Origin of the sequence: Arcobacter pernae (genome assembly GCF_049472135.1) — a bacterium.
Lineage (GTDB): Bacteria > Campylobacterota > Campylobacteria > Campylobacterales > Arcobacteraceae > Arcobacter_B.
The window spans coordinates 168,877-191,793 of record NZ_JBMOVV010000002.1; the positions used below are offsets into that span (position 1 = coordinate 168,877).

Genomic DNA, 22,917 nt, shown 5'->3' on the forward strand with positions numbered 1-22,917 from the left:
GGAGTAGGGCAAATGAATTTTAATGAGATTATTAAAGATGTTTTACTAACAGAAGCAAAAGAGATTGAAAAAGCTGCTAGTAATATAACTTTTGATATTGATAAAGCAGTTGATATGATAATCAACTCAAAAGGCAAGCTAATTGTTACTGGTGTTGGTAAATCAGGACTTGTTGGTTCAAAAATTGCTGCTACTCTTGCTAGTACTGGAACATCTTCATTCTTTTTACACCCAACAGAAGCTATGCATGGGGACTTAGGAATGATAGGAGAAAATGATATTGTTCTTGGAATCTCTTATAGTGGAGAGAGTGAAGAGCTAGTTCAAATTCTTCCTCATTTAAAAAGATTTAATATTCCTTTAATTGCAATGGCAAAAAATGAGAACTCTACACTTGCTAAATATTCAGATATATTTATCAATATAAGTGTAGAAAAAGAAGCTTGTCCTCTTGATACAGCACCAACTTCGTCAACTACATTGACAATGGCTATGGGTGATGCACTTGCAGTTTGTCTTATGAAAAAAAGAGATTTCAAAAAAGAGGATTTTGCATCATTCCACCCAGGTGGAAGTTTAGGTAAGAAACTTTTTGTAAAAGTAGATGATTTACTAAGAAAAGATAACCTTCCTATAGTTTCACGTGAAACTAAACTTAAAGATGCAATTGTAGTTATGAGTGAAGGAAGACTTGGTAATGTTATAATTACTGACAACAATAAAGTAATTGGACTCTTAAGTGATGGTGACTTAAGAAGAGCATTAATGAATGAAGATTTTAGCTTAGATTGTAATGTGGAAGAGATTGCAACAATTAATCCTAAAACTTTAAAAAATAAAAATCTTTTAGCTAGTGATGCATTATCAATAATAGAAGATTATAAAATACAACTATTAGTAGTAACACAAGAAGATGATGAACTTGTTGGTGTACTACATATTCACGACCTAATTGAAGCAGGAATAAAATAATGAACGAAAAAAACTGGTTTAACAATAAAGAAGAGAGCGAAGAGCCTGTTAGACTAAATAAATTTATCTCTCATAATAGTAATTACTCTAGAAGAGAAGCAGATAAAATAATAGAAGAGGGTAGAGTAAAAGTTAATGGAAAAGTAGTAAATAATTTAGCTACTAAAGTTTTACCTACAGATAAAGTACAAATTGGAAAACAAATTATCAAACATCAAACTGATAAATTAGTTACTGCCATTGTATATAATAAGCCAAAAGGTGAGATTGTATCTAAAAATGACCCTCAAGGAAGAAAAACTATATTTGATTCACTAGGAAGAAAATATAAGCACTTTTTACCAGTAGGTAGACTTGACTATGCCAGTGAAGGTTTATTGATTCTAACGGACTCTGTAGACGCTTTAAATGCATTAGTTCATTCAAACTTAGAAAGAGTATATAAAATCAAAGTAAATGGTGAAATTACTCCTAAAGTAGAAGAGGCTATGCAAAATGGTTTAGAACTTGAAGATGCAAGTGTAGGGGCTCATAAAAACTCAAAAATTAAAGAGATGAACTTCAAACCTTTCTTAGCATATGATATTCAAAGAAATGAATCTAATTTTTCTAGAATAAAAGTAGTAATAAATGAAGGTAAAAATAGAGAACTTAGAAGATTCTTTGGACACTTTGGATTAGACGTATTAGACTTAAAAAGATTAGAATTTGGTGGAATTTCACTAAATAATTTACCAACAGGAAAATCAAGATACTTAACAAGAGAAGAGTATAGAAATTTAAGATATTTTTTAAATCAAGATGACAGATCTAGCAAATAAATTAAGACCAACAAGTTTAGAAACTTTTGTTGGTCAATCTCACATAATATCAAAAGACAAAGCCCTTTACAAACTAATTAAAAAGAAAGATATCCCACACCTATTTTTTTATGGTAAACCAGGAACAGGGAAAACTACACTTGCAAAAATCATTGCAAAAGAAATAGATACAGACTATTACTATTTTAACGCTACATCTATAAAGATTGAAGACTTAAGAAAAGTTTTTGATAGATATAAAAATGCACTTATCAAACCCTTAGTTTTTATAGATGAAGTACATAGATTATCAAAAAATCAACAAGAAGTTCTACTTCCAATAATGGAAAACTATGATGCAATAATAATTGGTGCAAGTACAGAGAATCCTTTTTTTACTTTAACAAATGCAATTAGATCAAGGTCATTTCTTTATGAATTTAAAGCTTTTACAAAAATTGAAATGATTCAAATACTAAATAAAGCTTTAGAGGGTATTGATATTAATATTGATAATGAAGCTAAAGAGTACTTAATAATATCTAGTAGTGGTGATGCAAGAGCCATGCTAACGCTTTTAAATTTTTCATATAAAGTATCTAAAAATATAGATATTTCTTTATTAAAAGAGTTAAGAGAGAATGTAATAGGGGATGGAGTTTCATCATCTGATAGTCATTATGATTTGGCAAGTGCTATGATTAAGTCTATTAGAGGTTCAGATGTTGATGCTGCTTTATATTATCTAGCAAGATTAATAAATGGCGGTGAATCAGTTGACTTTATTACTAGAAGATTAGTTATATTTGCCAGTGAAGATATAGGAAATGCAAATCCTAATGCACTAAATTTAGCTGTAAGCACAATGCAAGCTTGTAATAAGATAGGTTATCCAGAATCAAGGATAATGTTAGGACAATGTATTATCTATTTAGCAAGTTCACCAAAGTCTAATAGTGCTTATAGTGCCATAAATAAAGCATTAAGTGAAGTTAAAAATGGTAGAATACTTGAAGTACCAAAACATTTAGACTCGCAACATATTGGATATAAATACCCACACGATTATGGGGGATATGTACAACAAGAGTATTTAAAAGAACCATTATATTTATATGAAAGTTTGAATATTGGTTTTGAAAAAACACTAAATGAATGGCTTCAAAAGATTAAAAACTAATATTATAAGGATTTGATTTGGAATATTATAGTTGGATATTAACTTTTCATGTAGTAGCAGTGATGTCTTGGATGGCAATGCTATTTTATTTACCAAGATTATTTGTTTATCATGTTGAAAACTCAAATAAAAAAGAGTATGTTGAAGTAGTTAAAATTCAAGAATTTAAAATTTATAAATACATTGGTGCACCTGCCATGTGGGCAACAATAATAAGTGGTGCTATAATGCTATCAATAAATAGCTCTATATTAACATCTGGTGGATGGATGCATGCAAAACTACTGGCTTTAGCTTTTTTAATAGCTTACTCTTTTTCTTTAGAGAAATATAGAAAACAATTAGCAAATGATACATGTAAAAAAAGTGGTAAATTCTTTAGAATGTATAATGAAATACCAACTATGCTAGCTATTTTGATAGTAGGGTATGTTATTACAAAAAGTGTTTCAATTCCTTTTACTATAGGTGTTATTGCACTTTTTAGTTTTGTTGGATATATGATTATGAAGCCAAAAAAGGATAAAAACTAATGTCTTTTGATAAATACTATGTATTAGATACAAATATCTTACTTGAAGATGCAAACAATATATTTAAACTATCACAAGAGGGTACAAACCTTATAATATTAGCAGAAACAGTTCTAGATGAAATTGATAGCAAAAAAAGTGGATTTGATGAAATAAACTTTCAAGCAAGAGAGTTTGCTAGATTACTTGAAAATTCGAAAATAGAATACTCTAAAAGTATTGATGAATATAAAGTTATAAGATTGACAATTAATGAAAATACAAATATTGATGTAATTTCTAAAGACAATTATAATGTAAAAGCAAACAGCACTTCATTAAATATTATAAATGATAGAAAGATACTTGAAGTAGCATCATTTGCAAAAACATACTATAACAAAGATATAGAGTTTATATCACTTGATATAATGGCTAGAACAAGAGCTATATCACTTGATATAAAAACTGATTCTTTAACAGCTTCTGAAAAAGGGGAGTTTGACTATAAATTTGTTAAAGAAATCACAATAGACTTTAATCAACAAGAACATCTTGATAATGAAGAGATTGTAAAATTTGATAAAGATTATGAACCTCATAACTATTCATATTGTTTTAAAATCAAATCATCAGACCAAGTAATATTAGCAAATATTCAAAATAAAAGAATCAGACTATTAGATGAATCAGAAGTAAGAAATCAAATAATTACACCGTTAAATAAAGAACAATTATTTTTCTCTAATGCACTATTAAATCATTTTTATAATGTATTAATTGTAGAAGCAAAAGCTGGTTCTGGAAAAACTCTATTAGCTTTAAGTGCTGCATTAAAACTTGTAAGACAAAAAAACTATCAAAGAATAATATACATAAGAAACTCAGTTGAATCATTGGATAAAGGTGAAGATGTAGGTTATTTACCTGGATTAGAAGAAAAATTCAAAATATATAATCACCCACTAATGGATAGTTTAGATTATATTATTAGAAGTGATTACAAAAAAAAGAAATCAAAGAAAAACACTGAAAATATTCCAGAACTTGATGAAAGTGAAGTAACAGCAAGAATAGAGCAGATGATTACAAATTATAGTATTGAAACTATGTGGGTAGGGGAAATGAGAGGTAGAACACTTTCTAATGCCTTTGTAATTATTGATGAAGCACAAAACATGTCTAATAAAACAATGCAAATGGTTTTATCAAGAATTGATAATTCATGTAAAGTTGTTGTGCTTGGTTCTAATAAACAAATAGATAACTTCTATGTTAATAAATATACTAACTCATTAACAACTCTATTAAAAGCTACAAGGCACGAAAACAATCTAGTTAATACATTTGCTATAAAATTAGAAAAAGTCCTTAGAGGGCCAATTACTGAATGGGCAGAGCAGATATTCTCAAATAGATAAAACTTGTAAAGTAAAGTGTAATAAATATCGTAAATTTATATGCTTTACTTTGATTCAGCAAATACAAATATTTTCAATTTTTCATACTAGTATTTATCTTTTTTAACTAAATACAATACGAATATTTATACTTTTTAAAATACATCTTAAAGCACTTAAAATAGTATGTTACTTATTGTTAATTGCTTCTTTTAGAAGATTTATATATTAAAATAAAAAATTAAGCACTTAATAATTTGTGTTATAATACATACTATAATATGTATAGGAGTTATAATGAACTTATTACAATACACATCAAAAGAGATGTTTTCATCAACTGAGCTTATCAGAAAAAGTAAAATGGTGTTTGATAAATTATCAGATGAAGAGATTGAAAAAGCTGTAATATTAAGAGATGGCAAACCAAGTTTTATTCTACTTGATTTTGATAAATATGAATCAATAATTGAAGAGTACCAATCTCTAATAGAAGAGAATAAAAAACTAAAACAACAAAAAAAAGCTAATGCAGAAACTAATAGTTCAGCTGAAATAAAAAGTATAAAAAAGAAAAAAGAAGATGAAATAAGTAGTGATGAGCTAGAAGAAGCCTTAGCTCAAATAGAACAATTGGATCTAGACTTAGACAAGAAAGAAGAGTCTAATAGAAAACAAGAAGCTTTAAAAGACTTTTGGGAATAGGGTATGCAAGAAATTGATGTATTAATTATTGGCTCTGGTGCTGCTGGTTTAAGTGCTGCATTAAAAGCAAAAGAGAATGGGCTTAATGTAGTTGTATTAAGTAAAACACTCCCAACACATTCTCAAACAGTACAAGCTCAAGGTGGAATAAATGCCGTTTTATATGAAGATGATGATACTATAGAACAACATATTGAAGATACATATTTAAGTTCTTATAAACTAGCAAAAAGAGATAATATTGAACTTATGTGTAAAAATGCTAAAGAAACGATTCTTTGGTTAGATTCAATAGGAGTTCCATTTAATAGAAATGAAAATAAACAAATAGCACAAAGAAAATTTGGTGGAACTAAGAAAATTAGAACTTGTTATAGTAGTGACTATACAGGTTTAAAAATCCTTCATGCTCTTTATGATCAATGTATCGATAAGGGAATAAAGTTCTATACTGAACATCAAGCACTTGAATTAATAGTTAAAGAAAACCACTGTTATGGGTGTATAGCATATGATATAGTTGATGGTAAAGTTAAAGAATTTTTATCAAAAACTACTATACTTGCAACAGGTGGATATGCAGGAATATATAAAAACTACACAACAAATTCGTTATCTACAACAGCAGATGGAATTAGTTTAGCCTTTAAAGCTGGAGCAAAATTATCTAATATTGAGTTTGTACAATTTCATCCAACAACGCTTATAGATACAAATATACTTATAAGTGAAAGTGCCAGAGGTGAGGGTGGATATTTACTTGATAAAAATAAAAAAAGATTTATAGATGAACTGTCTAGAAGAGATGAAGTAGCAAGAGAAATATATAAAAGAATTAAAAGAAATGAAGAAGTATATCTTGATTTAAGACATATTGATAAAGAAATTCTACATGAATTAATACCACAAGAAATAAAACTTGCATATGAATTTTCAAATATTAATCTTGAAGAAGAACTGCTTCCTATTACTCCTGCAGCTCATTACAGTATGGGTGGAATTAAAACAGATATTAATGCTAAAACATCTATAGAAAATCTTTTTGCTTGTGGAGAGTGTGCCCAAAGTGATATTCATGGAGCAAATAGATTAGGGGGAAATTCTTTATTAGAAATTGTTAGTTTTGGTAAGATTGCAGGAGAGCAAGCTAATAATACTATCAATAATATGGATATAAAATCAATAAATATTGAAGATAATATAAACAAAATAAATGAAGATATTAATAGTTTATTATCAAGAGATAAATCAACTTTAAATGTATATAACTTAAAAGATACCCTAGGAAATCTTCTATTTAGAAAAGCTGGTTTATTTAGAAATGAAGAAGATTTATTGTCTTTAAATGAAGATATTAAGTTAATTGAATCAACTTTAAATGAAGTTTCTATAGAAGATAAATCAAGAGTTTATAATAAAAATCTTGTTGAATATTTTGAATTCTCAAACTCATTATTAATTGGAAAAGCTATAGCTTTATCAGCATTAGAAAGAAAAGAGAGTAGAGGTTCTCACTTTAGAGAAGACTTTAATGAATTAAAAAAAGAGTTTGAAAAAAATTCTATATTAACATTAGAGAATAATCAAATCATTTGTATATTTGAGGATTTAAAATGAAACTAAAAATTAGTAGATTAAAAAGTAAAACTTCAGAACTAAACGTAGATGAGTTTGAAGTTAAAGAAACAAATTTACTTAAAGCACTTGAAGAGATAAAAAAGAATAAAGACTCAAGTTTAAGCTATAGATGTGGATGTAAAAGTGGAGTTTGCGGTTCTTGTACAGTTAGAGTTAATGGGGTAGAGAAACTTGCATGTAAAACAACTATTAATGACTCAGATTTAATTGAACCACTAAAAAATTCTAAAGTAATTAAAGATTTGGTTGTCGATGTTTCACATGAAACATTACTAATAAAAAAGACTCAAGCTGCAATGAAAGTAGGGTTAAACAAAGAAGTAAATCAAAAGGATATCTTAAAAATCGATATTCAAAGTAATTGTATATTATGCCAGGCTTGTTATAGTTCTTGTCCCGTTTATGATGTAAATAAAGAGTTTATAGGACCTTATGCTTTAACTAAAGCATATAGATATGAAGTAGATAACAGAAATGATAATCCAAACATAATAAGCAATGTACAAACAAATGGTATTTGGGACTGTACTTTATGTAGTGCTTGTACTTTTGTTTGCCCTCAAGGAATAGATCCTAAAATGGATATTATGCAATTACAAAACATTTCTGCGCAAAAAGGATATTCAAATCCTTATTTAAACAGTTTTGACAATAATATGGGATTTGATAGTAATGACTTTGGATTTAATCCAAATGGAGGTTTTTAGTTGAGAATTAAGAGCAGTAACTGCTCTTAATTTTTTTATTATAAATTGTCTTTTAAATATAAATAGTCAGACATCTTAGTCCATTCTCTAGCTTTTTTCATATAAGCATCTTGAGAATCTAATACCTCTTTTAATAAAGGACTTTTAGCTGACATTTCATCTCTTAACTCTTTGTTTGCTTTTTTCATAGCATCCATAATCTCTTTTGGAAAAGTTTTAACTTTGATATTTGGTTGTTCTACTTTCATTTTAGCCCAAGCATTTGCATTCATATCATAGTTTTGAATATACATATCATATGCACTAACTCTAATAGCTGTAGTTAAAATAAGTTGTAAATCTTTTGGTAATTTTTCGAACTTTTTCTTATTTACGATAACTTGTAATTCAGATGCTGGTTCATGCCAACCTGTGTAGTAGTAAGGAGCAATTTTATGAAATCCCATTTTAATATCCATTGATGGTCCAACCCACTCTAAAGCATCAATTGTATTTCTATCTAATGCAGTATATAACTCACCTGGTGCTATATTTGTAACTTGAATACCTAATTTTGCTAATACTTCACCTGCAAAACCTGGAATTCTCATTTTAAGACCTTGTAAATCTTCTAAAGTATTAATCTCTTTTCTAAAGAATCCACCCATTTGTACACCAGTGTTTCCACCAGGAAATGACAAGATATTATGTTTTGCATAAACCTTTTGCATTAATTCTAAACCACCACCATAGTAGAACCATGCATATTGTTCAGGTGCTGTTAATCCAAAAGGCATTGAAGTAAATGGTAAAGTATTGATATCTTTACCTTTCCAGTAGTATGATGCTGTATGACCCATATCATATTGACCACCTTTAACCATATCAAGAACACCTAAAGGTGCTTTATGTTTGTTTGCTGAATCAATTTTAATTATAAGTCTACCATTAGACATCTCTTTTGCTAGAGTAGAGATACTTTCTGCTGTATCAATTAATGGAGTAGCAGCTTTACCCCATGTAGTTGCCATCTTTAATTTATATGTTTTTTCTTTTGCCTGTGCAGACATTGACATTGCGATTAGTATAACTGAAGTTACACCTAACTTACCTATTAATTTTTTCATAAATACTCCTAAATATAAAATTTGTGAGGAATTATATATTTATAGCAGTATCATTTAGCTTATGTATATAAATTAAACATTTAAAATACAATCATCAATATTATAAGTTTTATTCCAATTAATTGTTTTAAACTCTGGTTCATCAAAAAACTCTTTTACATATCCAAAGCATAAGTATCCAATAAATTTATACTCATCTTTATTAACACCAAGAATTTTATTTACTTTTTTAGGCTTTAAAATAGATACCCATCCCATTCCAATATTTAAAGCTCTTGCAGTAAGCCACATATTTAAAATAGCACATACAACAGAGTATTCTCCTGTTCTTTTCATATAAGTTTGACCTAATACATTTGATTTAGGCTTTTTATAATATACAGCTATATTGATATTAGATTCTTTTATACCTTCAAGTTTTAATGAATTATATAAAGGTCTATCTTTAAATCTTGATTTACTTTTATCAAAAGAGTTTTTAAAATGATTATAGACTTTATCTCTTTTTTCATCATCTACTATGACAAATCTCCAAGGTTGTGAGTATCCAACAGATGGAGCATGCATAGCAGCTTTTAAAATCTTATTTAATTTCTTTTGGGATATTTTTTTTGAAGTAAAACTATTGCCTCTTACATCTCGTCTTGAGGCAATAATCTTTTCAAGAGCATCTAGCTCTTTTTTAGTAAATTTCATTAAACTGTAAAATCGTGTAAGTCTTTAAATAAAAAGGCTTCAACAATTTCATCAATACTTTTTTGAGTTGGAGCTATAAGAGCAATAATTCCTTCATCCATAAAAGGCCATACATACTCTTGATCGTTTATAACTACAACAGCATCTATCCACTCTAAAATATCTTCTCTTCTATCATAAAACTCAACATCACTAATCTTTCCTTCATCTAATCGAATAAAAGCCCAAGACTTATTCTCTTCCATAGATGCGATAGTACATTCATGTCTACTTTTATTGTTAACAGGTATTAATACTGTCATACTATCCTCTTTTAATTCTTTTGTAATTGTTTTCACAATAGATGGATTTTACTGTTTTTTCTCTTAAGATAAAAACTCTTTTTTATACCATAAAGAGAAAACAAATAAAGAGTAAAGATGCTGTTTAAATTTTCTTTGTTTAGATAGCTCATAAATATGCTTTACATACTCAACATTAAAAAGGTTTGTTTGTTCATTAACATAAAGTATAGTCTCTAAAATAGATTTACCATACTCTTGATTTAACCACTCATTAAAAGGAGAATTAAAACCTTTCTTAGTTCTATTTATAATTTGCTCAGGTATATACTTTGAAGCAATTTTCTTTAATAGATATTTATTTGTATTTCCAACTTTAATGTTTGAATCAACACTAAACATATAGTTTACTAAATTAAAATCCAAAAATGGCGTTCTAACCTCTAAAGAGTTTCTCATAGATATTCTATCAACTTTAGAAAGTAAACCTTCTCCTAGCCAAATTTTTAAGTCAATATAACTCATCCAATCAACTGGATCTTTTTTTGCTTTTTCATTTTTGAAAGTTGGAACTTTTTTAAAAAGTCTCTTTTTTTGAATATCTGTATAAATTTCTCCAAAAGAGTTATAAAGATTTTGTTTTTTAACTATCCTTCTTAAATACTCACTCTCTTTAGTATTATTTTGCAAGGCACCAATAATATCATCTAAAAACTCATTTTGCTCATTTGATAATGTTTTTTCAAAACTATAATATTTTAAAAACTTAGCATAATTATCATAACCTAAAAAAATCTCATCGCTTCCTTCTCCTGATAAAACAGTTTTTATTCCACTTTGATGAATCTTTTTAGTTAATATATTTAAAGGAATTGCAGCTGAATCACCATGTGGTTCTTCTAAAGCTTCTAAACTATCTTCGAAGTGTTCTATAAAATCTTTTTTAGATATTTCAACTGGATTGTGATTTGAGCCAATATGATCAGCTGTAATCTTTGCATAATCTAATTCACAATAGTTTTTGTACTCATTGTAACCAACAGAAAAAGTATTTATCTTTTTTCCAGAGATTTTTGTATAAAGTGCAGATACTAGCGAGCTATCGATTCCACCACTTAAAAGTGAAGCAACTTCTACATCAGATGTTAGTCTTGATTCAATAGAGTTAAATAAAAGCTCTTCAATCTTCTCTAATGCCTCATTTTCATCTTTTACAGCTTTATAAGTGTTAATCTTATAGAAACGCTTCTTTTTAAGCTCACAAGCTTTATTTGGCTCATAAACCATATATGTTGCAGCATCTAGTTTAAAAATGTCTTGAAAGAAAGTATCCTCACCAAAAGAGACAAAATATTGCATATATTTTGAAAGAGCTACTTTATTTAGTTTTGGTTTAGAATCAAGTAGATTTACCACAGACTTAATAGAAGAAGAAAAAATAAACTTATTATTTTTGAAGTAATAAAAGAATGGTTTTTTCCCATATCTATCCCTAGCACAAAAATATCTGTTCTTTTTTATATCATATAAAGTAAAAGCAAACATACCATTTAGCTTATTTAAAAAATCAAACTCATATTTTTGATACAGTCTTATTAAAACTTCACTATCGCTTTTTGTTTTACACTCTAATTGCTCATCTAGTATAAGTTGTTTATAGTTATAAATCTCACCATTAAAAACTAAAACAATATCATCAAAAACCATTGGTTGATTTGCTTCTTGGTCTAAATCAATTATTGCAAGTCTTGTATGACCAAACTCTTTATCTTCAATTTTTATTGAGTTTTGATAATCTGGTCCTCTGTTGTTTAACATCTTCAAAGAAGATGCAAAGTTTTCACTTACAAAATTTGTTCCTAAAATTCCACACATATTACAATCCAAAAAAACTATTTATAATTAAAATATAAAAGTACATTAAAAGCACAAAAAATAAAGAGCTAACTAAAACAGAAAAAGTTGTATCAATTGGTTTACAATTATATAAAGCCGATAAATTTACATTATTTACAGCAAGAGGTACAATTAGTTCTAAAAATATTATTGCTGAAACAAAAGGGTCAAGATTAAATAATAAAATAACATATAAACCAATTATAGGTAATAAGATATGCTTAAATAGTGTAATATTAAGTGATAATTTCCAATTTGCTGTTTTTATTCTAACTTGTGACATAAAAATACCAAAGATTACAAGTTGCATAACTATTGCAGCATAAGCACCCATTGTAAAGACTTTATCAAAGTTATCACTTAGAGTAAAACCAAAATAGTTAAATGCAAGAGCAGCAATTGCAAACCACATTGCAGGTATTTTAAATATCTCTTTTAAAGCATCAGTAAATTTAAACTTATCTCCTGCAAAGAAATAAACAGAAAATATATAAATAAAAAATATATTAGCAATATTTAAAATAGAAGTGTAAGGTACACTAGATTCACCAAATAAAGCAATTCCCAAAGGAATACCAAGATTTCCAGTATTACCAACTAATGAAGAAGCCATAAATATAGATTTATCTTGATAATCTTTTCTAAAAACTTTTAAAGAATAAAAATATGCTATAGCTAAAGTTATAAATACTGCAATAAAATAAATAAGAGGTGAGATAATAAACTCATCATTAATAGGAGCTCTTGTTAATCCCCAAAAAATAAGTATTGGTTGTAAAAAATACAAATTAAGTATTACAAAACTTCTTTCGTTTACTTCATTTTTAAAGACTCTTTTATATGTAAATCCAATAAGAATAAAGATGTAAATAGTTGCGACAGAGACTAATGCTTCGATAATGTATCCTAAATTAATTTTTCGAATTTTATCATAATGTAATATAATCTTAGCTATATTTTCTAAATGTATGAAAATTTAAAAAATAAAACTGTTTTATATATTGAAGATGACCAATTTATCAGAGAACAAACATCATCATTATTAGAAGTTGTATTTCAAAAAGTATTCACAGCCCAAAATGGAGAAGAGGGTCTAACTTTATACAATGAAAATTCAAATAATATTGATGCAATTGTAACTGATATTAATATGCCGATTTTAACTGGTATTCAAATGTGTCAGGAATTAAGAAGTTGTTCTAATTTTAATACACCAATTATTGGAGTATCTGCTTATTCAGATGATGATAATATGTTAAATGACTCTAAAGATTTGTTTACACTTTATCTTAGAAAACCAATAGAAATAAAAGATTTAATTAATTCTATAGAAGAGGTTATTATAGGATAAGATTATCCCATAATACCTTTTATCATAAAGAAGATTGCCGCACTTAACATAGCAGCAGCAGGAACAGTAATAATCCATGCAGCTATAATCTTCTTAACTGCATCTCTTTTTACATATTTAGTACTTTTAGCTTCTTTAACGTCTTTTTTCTCTTGTTTAACAATCTCTTGTTTTTCATCTATACCTTTGTATAGTTCTACAATTCTTACATAATCAGCTTTAGATTTCTTTTCAATAGTCTCTAACTCTTCTAACTCTTTAGTCATAGAGTCTAACTCTTTTTTGTGTTTTTTGAACTTTTTTCTTATTTGTTGTAATGCTCTTGATTCATTAGAATCTAAATACTCTCTTAAGAAACCAACACCAAATACACCACCAACAGCAATATGTGTTGAAGAAACAGGTAATCCTAATTGAGAAGCAATAATTACAGTAATAGCAGCCGCCATAGCAATAGAAAAGGCTCTCATTTGATCTAGTTCAGTAATCTCAGAACCAACTGTTTTAATAAGTTTTGGTCCAAATAATGCAAGACCAACAGCAATACCAAGAGCACCTACTGCCATAACCCATAAAGGAATATCAACTTTAGAGTTAATTCCATTACTCATAATTGCATCATTAATAGCAGCTAATGGTCCAATTGCATTTGCAACATCATTTGCACCGTGTGCGAAAGAAAGAAGTGCTGCTGCAAAAATTAGAGGAATTGTAAATAAAGAGTTTACACTATCTCTATCATTAGCTAATTTATCAGAAGCCTTAATTACTAAAGGTTTTATTACAAAGTAAACTACAACTGCAATAACTAATCCAATAATTGACGCAGTAATAAAATCTAATTTGATAAGTTTTTTAATACCTTTTAAAATTAAATAAGTAGAGAAAGCCCATGTCATAATAGCTACTAAATAAGGTACAACAGTTTTAGCTGCACTTATCATATCTTTTTTAAAGACTATCTTGGTTTTTATTATATACAAGAATCCTGCGGCAATCAAACCACCTAATACAGGAGAAATAACCCAAGAAGCAGCAATTTTTCCCATAGTTCCCCAAGAAACAATAGCAAAACCAGCAGCAGCAATACCAGCACCCATTACACCACCAACAATAGAGTGAGTAGTTGAAACAGGAGCTCCAACTGATGTAGCAAAGTTAAGCCATAAAGCAGCAGATAATAATGCAGCCGTCATAGCCCAAATAAATATCTGAGGATCAGAAATTAAAGCAGGATCAATAATCCCTTTTTTGATAGTTTTAACAACATCACCACCAGCAATAAATGCACCAGCAGCTTCAAAGATTGCAGCAATTACAATCGCCCACATTAATGTAAGTGCCTTTGAACCAACAGCAGGTCCAACATTATTTGCAACATCATTTGCACCAATATTCATTGCCATATAAGCACCAAATACTGCACCAATAATTAAGAATGTATTATTAGGTACATCACCATGTGAAGCATATGACCAAAGAAAAACTACTAGCATAAATAGCAGTGCTAGTGAGATTTTTGCAAAACTAGGTAGCGATTTTTCAGCTGCCTTATCAAATGAATTGATTGTCTTTATATCCAAGAGTAACCCTTTTTTGTAACCATTTTGTAGCTTAAGTTAATTATTATTTTAATAGATAATTCCTTACTTATCATTTAAGAAAACTTAAAGTTATTATGACTAAAATACCTAAATTAGAACATATCTCTATATTATATTCTTACTTTTTTTTAAAATTTCTTCAAAAATCTTATTTTTATTTGTTACATTATATTTGACAAAATAAATTTTTTTATATATAATAGTCATAAATTATAGAGAAAATACATAAATAACAAAGGAGATTACATGAAAGTAACAATTCTTTCTAAAAACGATCTACCAAATATTGAGAAGATTCAAAATGAATTCAACATCTTTAGAGTTGTAAAAGTAAAAACAAGAGAAAAGCTTGATATGATTGAGTTTTTTAATAAAGATGGGGTATTTAGAGGATTTGGTAAAGATACAAAAGCAGCTTACAAAAAAGCTAAGAAAGCTTTAAAAAATTATTATAATCAATAAAAGAAGAGATTAATCTCTTCTTCTATTTCTGCTTCCGCTTCCGCCTCTGCTAGGTCTGTTGTTTGATCTAGAGTCTCTTCTTCTATTATTAGAATCCCCTCCATCTCTTGAACTTCTGTTTCCACCTCTTGAGTTTCTGTTTCCACCTCTTGAGTTTCTGTTTCCACCTCTTGAGTTTCTATTTCCTCTTCTATCAGAACCACCATTGTTTTTCATTCTTTCAATTAATCTTTCGATATCATTTTCAGATTTACCAATGTTATTGTTACCTTTAACATAAGTTGATGCTGAAATCATTGAAGCTAATTTAAACGCAATAGTTGAAATATCAAACTCTTCTTTTAAATCTTCAACAAGTTGTAAAGCATGATCTTTTACATCTTGGTTTTTAATTTTTTCTTTTAAGTCCGTTACTTTCTTTTCTTTTACAGAAGAGATATTAGGAACTTGTTTTCCTTCAAGTTTTGAACCTGTAGTCTTTTCAATTTTTTGAAGCATTCTAAACTCATGTGGAGTTACAATAGAAACAGCAACTCCTTCTTTACCAGCTCTACCAGTTCTTCCGATTCTGTGTACATAAGACTCTGAATCAAATGGTAAATGATAATTAAATACGTGAGTTACATCACTAACATCTAAACCTCTAGCAGCAACATCTGTTGCAATTAAAATCTCTAATTTAGATGATTTAAAAGCTTTAATAGCTTCTTCTCTTTGTCTTTGCTCCATGTCACCATGAAGACCTTTAGCCATATATCCTTGAGAAATTAAGAATGTAGATAATCTATCAACTTCTTTCTTTGTTCTACAAAAGATTATTGATTTTTCAGGGTTTTTAAAATCATATAGTCTGATTAAAGCATCATCTCTTTCATGCTCATCAACTACATAATATGTTTGAGTAATTTTAGAGTTAGTTACTTCTTTTTTTGTAATTGTAATAAACTCTGGCTCAACTAAAATCGTTTTTGCTAGATTTTTAATTGCAGTTGGCATTGTTGCTGAGAAAAGAACTGTTTGTCTTGAAGCTGGCATAAAAGTAAAAATCTCTTTAATGTCATCTAAGAATCCCATATCTAACATCTCATCAGCTTCATCTAAAACTACATGAGATGGTTTAATATCAATTTTCTTGTCTCTTAATAAATCTAAAAATCTACCTGGTGTCGCAATAATTACACTTGCATTTGCAATGTGTTTTAATTGTCTTGTATATGATTGTCCACCATAAACAGTTGCTGTATTAATACCTAAAAATTTTCCAAACCTAAAAATTTCATCAGAAACTTGCATTGCAAGTTCTCTTGTTGGAACTATTATAACTGCTTCAACCGAACCATCACACTTCATCATATTTAATATTGGAAGACCAAAAGCTGCAGTTTTTCCAGTACCAGTTTGAGCTTGTCCTACAATATCCTTACCGTCTAAAACTACAGGAATTGCTTTTTCTTGAATAGGACTTGGCTCTTGAAATCCAGCACTGTCTATCGCCTTTTGTAAATCTTCTTTAAAATTAAATTCGTTAAATGTCATTCGTTACCTTAGTATAATTTGTAAAATTGATACACAGGTTTATATAATTGTCTTCTCAATAAATTTAACATAAACATTTGTACTAATGTGTTGTTTTTTGTGAGGAGGTGAGTTTATTAAAATATTCTTTTTTCTTTAAAAGAATTAATAGGTATATAAAATGTGTATAATTTAGCCGGATTATATCTAATTTTATATAAATTTAAGCTTTAGAAAAAAAATAGGCCAAAAGCCTATTTTTTATAAGTCTTCTAGACCTTTGTAACCTTCAAGGTATTTAGTGTCATAGTTGTTTGAGATAAAGTCTTCATTTTCCATCATTTTTTGGTGGAAAGGAATAGTTGTTTTAATTCCTTCTACTTCGAACTCATTTAAAGCTCTTTTCATAATGTTAATAGCTTTATTTCTATCTCTTCCCCAAACGATTAGTTTACCAATCATTGAGTCATAGTATGGTGGTACTACATAACCAGCATATACATGAGAGTCAACTCTTACATTTCTTCCACCAGGAACAAACCATTGTTTTACTTTTCCTGGACAAGGTAAGAATGAGTTTGGATCTTCAGCAGTAATTCTAACCTCAATTGCATGACCTCTGAATTTGATTTTTTCTTGAGGAGGTAACTCTTCACCTTCTGCAACTTTAATCATTAATTCAATAATATCAATTCCTGATACCATTTCTGATACAGGGTGTTCAACTTGAAGTCTAGTATTCATTTCCATGAAGTAAACATTTTGTTTGTCATCTGCTAAGAATTCAAATGTTCCTGCACCTTCATAGTTTAAGTATTTAGTAGCTTTTACTGCAACATCATGTAAATGTTTTCTTGTTTCATCATTTAATAAAATTGCTGGTGATTCTTCAATAACTTTTTGATGTCTTCTTTGTAAAGAACAATCTCTCTCACCAATGTGAATAGCATTACCATGAGAATCTCCAACAACTTGAACCTCAATATGTCTTGGGTTGTTAATAAATCTCTCAAGGTACATAGTACCATCACCAAATGCAGCTAATGCTTCAGAAGATGCAGCCATGAATAATTGGTCGAACTCAGACTCATCATTAATAAGTCTCATTCCTCTACCACCACCACCTGCAGCAGCTTTTGCCATAATTGGGTAACCAATCTCAGCAGCAATTCTTCTTCCATCTTCAACAGTATGAACAGCACCATCAGAACCAGGAACAACAGGAACACCTGCTCTTACCATCTCTTCTTTAGCTTTTGATTTATCAGCCATTTTTTCCATTACTTCAACAGAAGGACCAATAAATTTAATATTGTGAAGTCTACAGATTTCTACAAAGTCTTGATTTTCAGATAAGAAACCATAACCTGGGAAAATTGCATCACAACCTGTCATTTCAGCAGCTGTAATAATTGCTGGAATATTTAAGTATGAATCAGATGATTTAGCTCCACCAATACATACAGCTTCATCTGCATGCTTTAAGTATGAAGCATTTTTATCTCCAGCAGAGTAAACAGCAACAGACTTTTTACCCATCTCTCTAATAGTTCTAATAGCTCTTTGAACTATTTCACCTCTATTAGCGATTAATATTTTTTTAATTTCTGCCATAATTAGCTCTTATTATAATTTTTCAACAACAAAAATTGGCATGTCGTATTCTACAGGGTCACCATTACCTACTAAGATATCAACGATTTTACAATCGTACTCAGCTTCAACCTCATTCATAATTTTCATAGCTTCTAAGATACATAAAGTTTGACCTTTTTTAACAGTATCTCCAACTTTAACAAATGCTGGTGCTTCAGGAGATGGAGAAGCGTAGTAAGTTCCTACCATTGGTGATTTAATAGTTTCACCTGCAACTGCTGCAGCTGGTGTTTCAGAAGCAACTGGTGCTTGTGCAATAGCTGGTGCAGAAGCTTGTGCAACTGGTGCTGCTTGTACATAAGCTGGTTCATTTGAAGTAACAATAGTACCTGATTCAAAACCTTTTTGCATAGCAATTTCGAATTCACCTTCTTTTACTTTAAGTTTGTTAAGTTCACTCTTATCAAATACTCTTATTAATTCTTTTATTTCTTTAAAATCCATAATCAGCCTTTTTAATTCGTCAAATTTTTTAGATATATTATCAAAAATTAGATTATAAGTATATTTTTAACATATAATAAAAGCTTCCTTTAAGGAAAAAACTAGATTTTTTTCTAAATTTTATATTATTCAATTAAATTTGCTATAATTTCAAAAAATTCTATAGGAATAAAATGCTAAATGATCAAACATTTATAAATATAGCCCATGAAATTGCAAGTGCATCTAAATGTGTATCTAAGCAAGTTGGTGCAGTTATAGTTAAAGATGGAAGAATTCTATCAACTGGATACAATGGTACTCCTGCTGGTTACACAAACTGTAGTGAACACTGGAAGGGTGAATATACAAAAGATCATCATGATTGGTCTAAAACATATGAAATACATGCTGAAATGAATGCTATTATTTGGGCAGCAAGAAAAGGTATTTCAATTGAAGGTGCTACTATTTATGTAACTTTAGAGCCTTGTAGTGAATGTTCTAAAAACTTAATAGCAGCTGGAATAACAAGAATTGTTTATGATAGAGCATATGAACACACAAATTCAGAAGTTGTATCAAAATTTATAAAAGATAATAATGTAGTAATACAGAGGTTACAGAAAAATTAGTTTAAATAAAAAGTATAAAGTAGGAAGCAAATACAATAGCTCATTTTACAATCCTGTAATAAAAAGGTATGGAATAAGTCATCAAGCTGTTCACTGGCAATCAAAATATACTCAATATAAAAGATTTGAGATATTAACATCATTTATTATAGATGATATAAAACAAAGTAGTCTAGTTGATGCAGGTTGTGGTTTTGCAGAGTTTTATTTATATCTGAAAAAAAACTCTCTTACTCCAAAAGAGTACATAGGACTTGATATGGAAGAAGAGATGATAAATCTTGCAAAAAAAAGAACACCAAATTTAAATCTAAAAATCTCAAATATCTTACAAGACACCTTAGAAATCAAAGATTATTATATATGTAGTGGTGCTTTAAACATATTAACACAAGAAGAAACACTAATTTTTATAAGTAAATGTTTTAATAATTCAAAAAAAGGTTTTGTTTTTAATTTTTTAAAACAAGACACTTTAAATAGTGTACACTACAGCGATATACTGGAGTTTTGTAAAACACTACCATGTGAAATCAAAGTACAAAATGGTTACTTAGATAATGACATAAGTGTGTACTTAAAGAAATCACTTGACTAATTAGTTAAGTAAATCCAAAAATATCATACATATTTCATACGCAAAGTATAGAATTAGTTTATAACAACAAAGGAGTATGTATGAAAGTTGGTCTATTTATTCCATGTTTTATGAATGAACTTTACCCAGACATTTGTAAAGCAACATATAAAATATTAAAAAAACAAGGTTTAGAGATTGATTATCCAATGAGTCAAACTTGCTGTGGTCAACCTATGGCAAACTCTGGATGTTCAAAAAGTATTGAAACATTAGCAAAGCAATTTGTTAAGAACTTTAAAGAGTATGACTATATTGTAGCTCCTAGTGGTTCATGTGTTTCAATGGTAAAAGAACACTATGCACCATTTTTCAATAATGATTCAGATTACAATAAAGTGAAAGCTTCAATATATGAAGTATGTGAATTTTTACATGATGTAATAGGTGTTGAAAATCTTAATGTTGATGTATCATTCCCACATAAAGTTGGTCTTCATAACTCTTGTCATGGACATAGAGTACTAAAACTTGGAACAGCAAGTGAACTAAATGTTCCATATAACTCAAAACTAGAAAATATTTTAAATACTGTTAAAGATATTGAACTAGTAGAATTAAAAAGAAAAGATGAGTGTTGTGGATTTGGTGGAACATTTAGTGTTGCAGAAGAAGATGTTTCAGTTGCCATGGGTAAAGATAGAATCAAAGATCATCTAGACTCTGATGCAAAAGTAATGACAGGTGCAGATATGTCATGTCTTATGCATATGGATGGATTAATAAATAGAAACAACTATCCAATTAAAGTAATGCATATTACACAAATCTTAGCAGGAGAAGAACTATGAGTACACATCCAGAGAATGCGAAAAAGTTTGTAGCTAATGATGAAAGAATGCATTGGCATGATGAGGCTTTATGGTTTGTAAGAGCAAAAAGAGACTTAGCTTCTAAATCAATTCCTGAATGGGAAAAATTAAGAGAGTATGCAAGTCAAATCAAAACTCATACAATGGCTAACTTAGACAAATATCTTTTAGAGTTTGAAAAAAATGCTAATGCAAAAGGTATTACAGTTCACTGGGCATCTGATGCACAAGAGCACAATGAAATTGCATATAGACTTCTAAAAGAAAAAGGTGTAAAAAAGTTAGTAAAATCTAAATCAATGCTTACAGAAGAGTGTCACTTAAACCCTTTCTTAGAGCAAAGAGGGATTGAAGTAATTGATACAGATTTAGGTGAGAGAATTGTTCAATTAAGAAATGAACCACCTTCACATATTGTACTTCCTGCAATTCACTTAAAGAAAATGGATGTATCTGATACTTTCCATGAAAAATTAGGTACTGAAAAAGGAAATGATGATCCAACTTATCTAACAAGAGCAGCAAGAGCAAGTTTAAGAGAAGATTTCTTAACAGCAGATGCTGGTATGACAGGTGTAAACTTTGCAGTTGCAAATACAGGTGGTGTTGTTGTTTGTACAAATGAAGGAAATGCTGATATGGGTTCTTCAGTTCCTAAATTCCATATTGCTTCTATGGGAATGGAAAAAATCATTCCAAGACTTGAAGATTTATCTGTATTTACAAGACTGCTTGCAAGAAGTGCAACAGGGCAACCTATTACTTCTTATACTTCACACTTCCATGGTCCTGTTGAAGGTGGAGAAATGCATATTATTATTGTTGACAATAAAAGAAGTGAATTTTTAAGTTCAACAAAATATAAAAAAGCATTAAATTGTATTAGATGTGGTGCATGTATGAATACATGTCCTGTTTACAGAAGAAGTGGAGGGCACTCGTATGAGTATACAATTCCTGGACCTATTGGTTCTGTTTTAGGTTCGGTTAAAGAGCCAGAAAAACACAATAGTTTACCATTTGCTTGTACTTTATGTGGTTCATGTTCTCATGTTTGTCCTGCTAAAATCGACTTAGATTCTCAACTTTATGCTAGAAGACAAGATTTAAGCGAAATGAACTTAATTGATCCAAAGAAAAAAATGGCAATGAAAGTTACAGCATGGCTAATGAGTAAACCAACACTATTTAATTTAGCAGGAAAAGTTGCAAGAAAAGTAGTTCCAAAACTTCCTAACTCAATTTTATATAACAAATCAAATGTTTGGGGAAGACAAAGAGACTTACCAAAAATGCCAGAGAAAAGCTTTAAAGAGATGTTTGAACAAGGAGAATTAGATGACTAGTAAAGAAAAAATTCTAAGTAGTATTAGAAAAAACAATGTAGTTGAAAATGTTGAACTTCCAAACTCATATGAAAACTTTGGTATTACTTTTGAAGATAAATTTGAAAAGTTCTCAACAATGATTGAATCAGTTGGAGGTAAAGCTTTACTAATTGATAAAGCTGATTTAGAAAAAACAATAAAAGAACTTTATCCTGATGAAAAAATCATTGCTTCAAATGTAGAAGGATTCTCTTTAAAAAACTTTGAGCCAAATGATGAAGAAGATGCACATAACTTAAGAGATATAGATTTAGCAGTTGTAAGAGGAAACTTTGCAATTGCAGAAAATGGTGCTGTTTGGATGAAAAATGAGAATAATAGACATAGATGTTTATACTTTATTGCTCAAAATATTGTTACTGTTTTAGATGAAAAAGAGATTTTAAATAATATGCATGAAGCATATGACAAAATTAGTTTTGAACAGGCTGGTTATGGAGTGTTTATCTCTGGTCCATCAAAAACAGCTGATATTGAACAATCATTAGTAATTGGAGCACATGGACCAAAGTCAGGATATGTAATTTTTACAAAATCTTGA

General features: G+C 29.0%; 24 protein-coding genes. 15 read left to right on the forward strand and 9 right to left on the reverse strand.

Features of this window, described 5'->3' with window-relative positions:
• Nucleotides 1-12 precede the first annotated feature (12 nt).
• The 8 genes from ACH5BF_RS03350 (at nt 13) to ACH5BF_RS03385 (ending at nt 7,914) form a co-directional block, all read left to right on the forward strand.
• A complete protein-coding gene (locus ACH5BF_RS03350; RefSeq protein WP_423272712.1) occupies nt 13-972 on the forward strand; it encodes a KpsF/GutQ family sugar-phosphate isomerase in 960 nt (319 codons plus the stop codon).
• On the forward strand, nt 972-1,793 hold the full coding sequence (locus tag ACH5BF_RS03355) for a pseudouridine synthase (RefSeq protein WP_423272714.1): 822 nt from the start codon (nt 972-974) through the stop codon (nt 1,791-1,793). The genes ACH5BF_RS03350 and ACH5BF_RS03355 overlap by 1 nt, the downstream gene beginning before the upstream one ends.
• Nucleotides 1,774-2,952 (forward strand): replication-associated recombination protein A, encoded by a 1,179-nt coding sequence (locus ACH5BF_RS03360; RefSeq protein ID WP_423272716.1) that lies wholly within the window; start codon nt 1,774-1,776, stop codon nt 2,950-2,952. The genes ACH5BF_RS03355 and ACH5BF_RS03360 overlap by 20 nt, the downstream gene beginning before the upstream one ends.
• Before the next feature lie 17 nt (nt 2,953-2,969).
• Nucleotides 2,970-3,485 (forward strand): protoporphyrinogen oxidase HemJ, encoded by a 516-nt coding sequence (gene hemJ, locus ACH5BF_RS03365; RefSeq protein WP_423272719.1) that lies wholly within the window; start codon nt 2,970-2,972, stop codon nt 3,483-3,485.
• Complete coding sequence (locus tag ACH5BF_RS03370; protein WP_423272721.1) at nt 3,485-4,885, forward strand: PhoH family protein; 1,401 nt, start codon at nt 3,485-3,487, stop codon at nt 4,883-4,885. Before hemJ ends, ACH5BF_RS03370 begins: the two co-directional genes overlap by 1 nt.
• A gap of 276 nt (nt 4,886-5,161) precedes the next feature.
• A complete protein-coding gene (locus ACH5BF_RS03375) occupies nt 5,162-5,569 on the forward strand; it encodes a hypothetical protein (protein ID WP_423272723.1) in 408 nt (135 codons plus the stop codon).
• Between the two features lie 3 nt (nt 5,570-5,572).
• The gene (locus ACH5BF_RS03380; protein ID WP_423272725.1) at nt 5,573-7,186 is read left to right on the forward strand and encodes an FAD-dependent oxidoreductase; all 1,614 of its coding nucleotides are present in this window, start codon (nt 5,573-5,575) and stop codon (nt 7,184-7,186) included.
• Complete coding sequence (locus ACH5BF_RS03385; RefSeq protein ID WP_423272727.1) at nt 7,183-7,914, forward strand: succinate dehydrogenase/fumarate reductase iron-sulfur subunit; 732 nt, start codon at nt 7,183-7,185, stop codon at nt 7,912-7,914. The genes ACH5BF_RS03380 and ACH5BF_RS03385 overlap by 4 nt, the downstream gene beginning before the upstream one ends.
• 38 nt (nt 7,915-7,952) lie before the next feature.
• Here ACH5BF_RS03385 and ACH5BF_RS03390 read toward each other — a convergent pair whose 3' ends face one another.
• The 5 genes from ACH5BF_RS03390 to ACH5BF_RS03410 form a co-directional block, all read right to left on the reverse strand.
• On the reverse strand, nt 7,953-9,020 hold the full coding sequence (locus ACH5BF_RS03390) for a TRAP transporter substrate-binding protein (protein WP_423272729.1): 1,068 nt from the start codon (nt 9,018-9,020) through the stop codon (nt 7,953-7,955).
• A gap of 72 nt (nt 9,021-9,092) precedes the next feature.
• Nucleotides 9,093-9,716, reverse strand: coding sequence for a 5,6-dimethylbenzimidazole synthase (gene bluB / locus ACH5BF_RS03395; protein WP_423272731.1), 624 nt, complete (start codon nt 9,714-9,716; stop codon nt 9,093-9,095).
• Entirely contained in the window at nt 9,716-10,018 is a 303-nt protein-coding gene (locus ACH5BF_RS03400) for a hypothetical protein (protein WP_423272733.1), read from the reverse strand. The genes bluB and ACH5BF_RS03400 overlap by 1 nt, the downstream gene beginning before the upstream one ends.
• Nucleotides 10,019-10,081: 63 nt before the next feature.
• Entirely contained in the window at nt 10,082-11,872 is a 1,791-nt protein-coding gene (asnB, locus tag ACH5BF_RS03405) for an asparagine synthase (glutamine-hydrolyzing) (protein ID WP_423272735.1), read from the reverse strand.
• A gap of 1 nt (nt 11,873) precedes the next feature.
• Nucleotides 11,874-12,848 carry an AEC family transporter gene (locus tag ACH5BF_RS03410; RefSeq protein WP_423272902.1) on the reverse strand — a complete coding sequence of 325 codons (975 nt, stop codon included), beginning with the start codon at nt 12,846-12,848 and terminating at the stop codon, nt 11,874-11,876.
• Between the two features lie 9 nt (nt 12,849-12,857).
• Here ACH5BF_RS03410 and ACH5BF_RS03415 point away from each other — a divergent pair, with 9 nt between their 5' ends.
• Complete coding sequence (locus ACH5BF_RS03415) at nt 12,858-13,244, forward strand: response regulator (protein ID WP_423272737.1); 387 nt, start codon at nt 12,858-12,860, stop codon at nt 13,242-13,244.
• A 2-nt stretch (nt 13,245-13,246) separates the two neighbouring features.
• On the opposite strand, the gene ACH5BF_RS03420 is transcribed toward ACH5BF_RS03415, so the two are convergent.
• Nucleotides 13,247-14,827: an inorganic phosphate transporter gene (locus tag ACH5BF_RS03420; RefSeq protein WP_423272739.1), complete on the reverse strand. Its 1,581-nt coding sequence runs from the start codon at nt 14,825-14,827 to the stop codon at nt 13,247-13,249.
• Between the two features lie 267 nt (nt 14,828-15,094).
• Between ACH5BF_RS03420 and ACH5BF_RS03425 the strand changes: the two genes are divergently transcribed.
• Nucleotides 15,095-15,310 (forward strand): hypothetical protein, encoded by a 216-nt coding sequence (locus ACH5BF_RS03425; RefSeq protein WP_423272741.1) that lies wholly within the window; start codon nt 15,095-15,097, stop codon nt 15,308-15,310.
• Between the two features lie 9 nt (nt 15,311-15,319).
• Here ACH5BF_RS03425 and ACH5BF_RS03430 read toward each other — a convergent pair whose 3' ends face one another.
• The 3 genes from ACH5BF_RS03430 to accB all read right to left on the reverse strand — a co-directional run bounded on the left by ACH5BF_RS03430 (nt 15,320) and on the right by accB (nt 18,925).
• On the reverse strand, nt 15,320-16,846 hold the full coding sequence (locus tag ACH5BF_RS03430) for a DEAD/DEAH box helicase (protein ID WP_423272744.1): 1,527 nt from the start codon (nt 16,844-16,846) through the stop codon (nt 15,320-15,322).
• A 240-nt stretch (nt 16,847-17,086) separates the two neighbouring features.
• A complete protein-coding gene (locus ACH5BF_RS03435; RefSeq protein ID WP_423272746.1) occupies nt 17,087-18,439 on the reverse strand; it encodes an acetyl-CoA carboxylase biotin carboxylase subunit in 1,353 nt (450 codons plus the stop codon).
• A 12-nt stretch (nt 18,440-18,451) separates the two neighbouring features.
• Nucleotides 18,452-18,925, reverse strand: coding sequence for an acetyl-CoA carboxylase biotin carboxyl carrier protein (accB, locus tag ACH5BF_RS03440; RefSeq protein ID WP_423272748.1), 474 nt, complete (start codon nt 18,923-18,925; stop codon nt 18,452-18,454).
• A 173-nt stretch (nt 18,926-19,098) separates the two neighbouring features.
• Here accB and ACH5BF_RS03445 point away from each other — a divergent pair, with 173 nt between their 5' ends.
• The 5 genes from ACH5BF_RS03445 (at nt 19,099) to ACH5BF_RS03465 (ending at nt 22,917) form a co-directional block, all read left to right on the forward strand.
• The gene (locus ACH5BF_RS03445) at nt 19,099-19,539 is read left to right on the forward strand and encodes a deoxycytidylate deaminase (protein ID WP_423272750.1); all 441 of its coding nucleotides are present in this window, start codon (nt 19,099-19,101) and stop codon (nt 19,537-19,539) included.
• Nucleotides 19,540-19,696: 157 nt separating this feature from the next.
• The gene (locus ACH5BF_RS03450) at nt 19,697-20,137 is read left to right on the forward strand and encodes a class I SAM-dependent methyltransferase (RefSeq protein WP_423272903.1); all 441 of its coding nucleotides are present in this window, start codon (nt 19,697-19,699) and stop codon (nt 20,135-20,137) included.
• 80 nt (nt 20,138-20,217) lie between these two features.
• On the forward strand, nt 20,218-20,967 hold the full coding sequence (locus tag ACH5BF_RS03455) for a (Fe-S)-binding protein (RefSeq protein ID WP_423272752.1): 750 nt from the start codon (nt 20,218-20,220) through the stop codon (nt 20,965-20,967).
• The gene (locus ACH5BF_RS03460; RefSeq protein ID WP_423272753.1) at nt 20,964-22,334 is read left to right on the forward strand and encodes a lactate utilization protein B; all 1,371 of its coding nucleotides are present in this window, start codon (nt 20,964-20,966) and stop codon (nt 22,332-22,334) included. The genes ACH5BF_RS03455 and ACH5BF_RS03460 overlap by 4 nt, the downstream gene beginning before the upstream one ends.
• Nucleotides 22,327-22,917, forward strand: coding sequence for a LutC/YkgG family protein (locus ACH5BF_RS03465; RefSeq protein WP_423272754.1), 591 nt, complete (start codon nt 22,327-22,329; stop codon nt 22,915-22,917). Before ACH5BF_RS03460 ends, ACH5BF_RS03465 begins: the two co-directional genes overlap by 8 nt.

Excerpts from the sequence above, each read along its gene's own strand:
- bluB (WP_423272731.1), bottom strand. The coding sequence starts at position 9,716 with ATGAAATTTACTAAAAAAGAGCTAGATGCTCTTGAAAAGATTATTGCC.
- ACH5BF_RS03380 (WP_423272725.1), top strand. The coding sequence starts at position 5,573 with ATGCAAGAAATTGATGTATTAATTATTGGCTCTGGTGCTGCTGGTTTA.
- ACH5BF_RS03425 (WP_423272741.1), top strand. The coding sequence starts at position 15,095 with ATGAAAGTAACAATTCTTTCTAAAAACGATCTACCAAATATTGAGAAG.
- ACH5BF_RS03455 (WP_423272752.1), top strand. The coding sequence starts at position 20,218 with ATGAAAGTTGGTCTATTTATTCCATGTTTTATGAATGAACTTTACCCA.
- ACH5BF_RS03435 (WP_423272746.1), bottom strand. The coding sequence starts at position 18,439 with ATGGCAGAAATTAAAAAAATATTAATCGCTAATAGAGGTGAAATAGTT.
- ACH5BF_RS03430 (WP_423272744.1), bottom strand. The coding sequence starts at position 16,846 with ATGACATTTAACGAATTTAATTTTAAAGAAGATTTACAAAAGGCGATA.
- ACH5BF_RS03460 (WP_423272753.1), top strand. The coding sequence starts at position 20,964 with ATGAGTACACATCCAGAGAATGCGAAAAAGTTTGTAGCTAATGATGAA.
- ACH5BF_RS03400 (WP_423272733.1), bottom strand. The coding sequence starts at position 10,018 with ATGACAGTATTAATACCTGTTAACAATAAAAGTAGACATGAATGTACT.
- ACH5BF_RS03390 (WP_423272729.1), bottom strand. The coding sequence starts at position 9,020 with ATGAAAAAATTAATAGGTAAGTTAGGTGTAACTTCAGTTATACTAATC.
- ACH5BF_RS03375 (WP_423272723.1), top strand. The coding sequence starts at position 5,162 with ATGAACTTATTACAATACACATCAAAAGAGATGTTTTCATCAACTGAG.
- ACH5BF_RS03350 (WP_423272712.1), top strand. The coding sequence starts at position 13 with ATGAATTTTAATGAGATTATTAAAGATGTTTTACTAACAGAAGCAAAA.
- ACH5BF_RS03355 (WP_423272714.1), top strand. The coding sequence starts at position 972 with ATGAACGAAAAAAACTGGTTTAACAATAAAGAAGAGAGCGAAGAGCCT.
- ACH5BF_RS03445 (WP_423272750.1), top strand. The coding sequence starts at position 19,099 with ATGCTAAATGATCAAACATTTATAAATATAGCCCATGAAATTGCAAGT.
- ACH5BF_RS03360 (WP_423272716.1), top strand. The coding sequence starts at position 1,774 with ATGACAGATCTAGCAAATAAATTAAGACCAACAAGTTTAGAAACTTTT.
- ACH5BF_RS03370 (WP_423272721.1), top strand. The coding sequence starts at position 3,485 with ATGTCTTTTGATAAATACTATGTATTAGATACAAATATCTTACTTGAA.
- ACH5BF_RS03415 (WP_423272737.1), top strand. The coding sequence starts at position 12,858 with ATGTATGAAAATTTAAAAAATAAAACTGTTTTATATATTGAAGATGAC.
- asnB (WP_423272735.1), bottom strand. The coding sequence starts at position 11,872 with ATGTGTGGAATTTTAGGAACAAATTTTGTAAGTGAAAACTTTGCATCT.
- ACH5BF_RS03465 (WP_423272754.1), top strand. The coding sequence starts at position 22,327 with ATGACTAGTAAAGAAAAAATTCTAAGTAGTATTAGAAAAAACAATGTA.
- ACH5BF_RS03385 (WP_423272727.1), top strand. The coding sequence starts at position 7,183 with ATGAAACTAAAAATTAGTAGATTAAAAAGTAAAACTTCAGAACTAAAC.
- accB (WP_423272748.1), bottom strand. The coding sequence starts at position 18,925 with ATGGATTTTAAAGAAATAAAAGAATTAATAAGAGTATTTGATAAGAGT.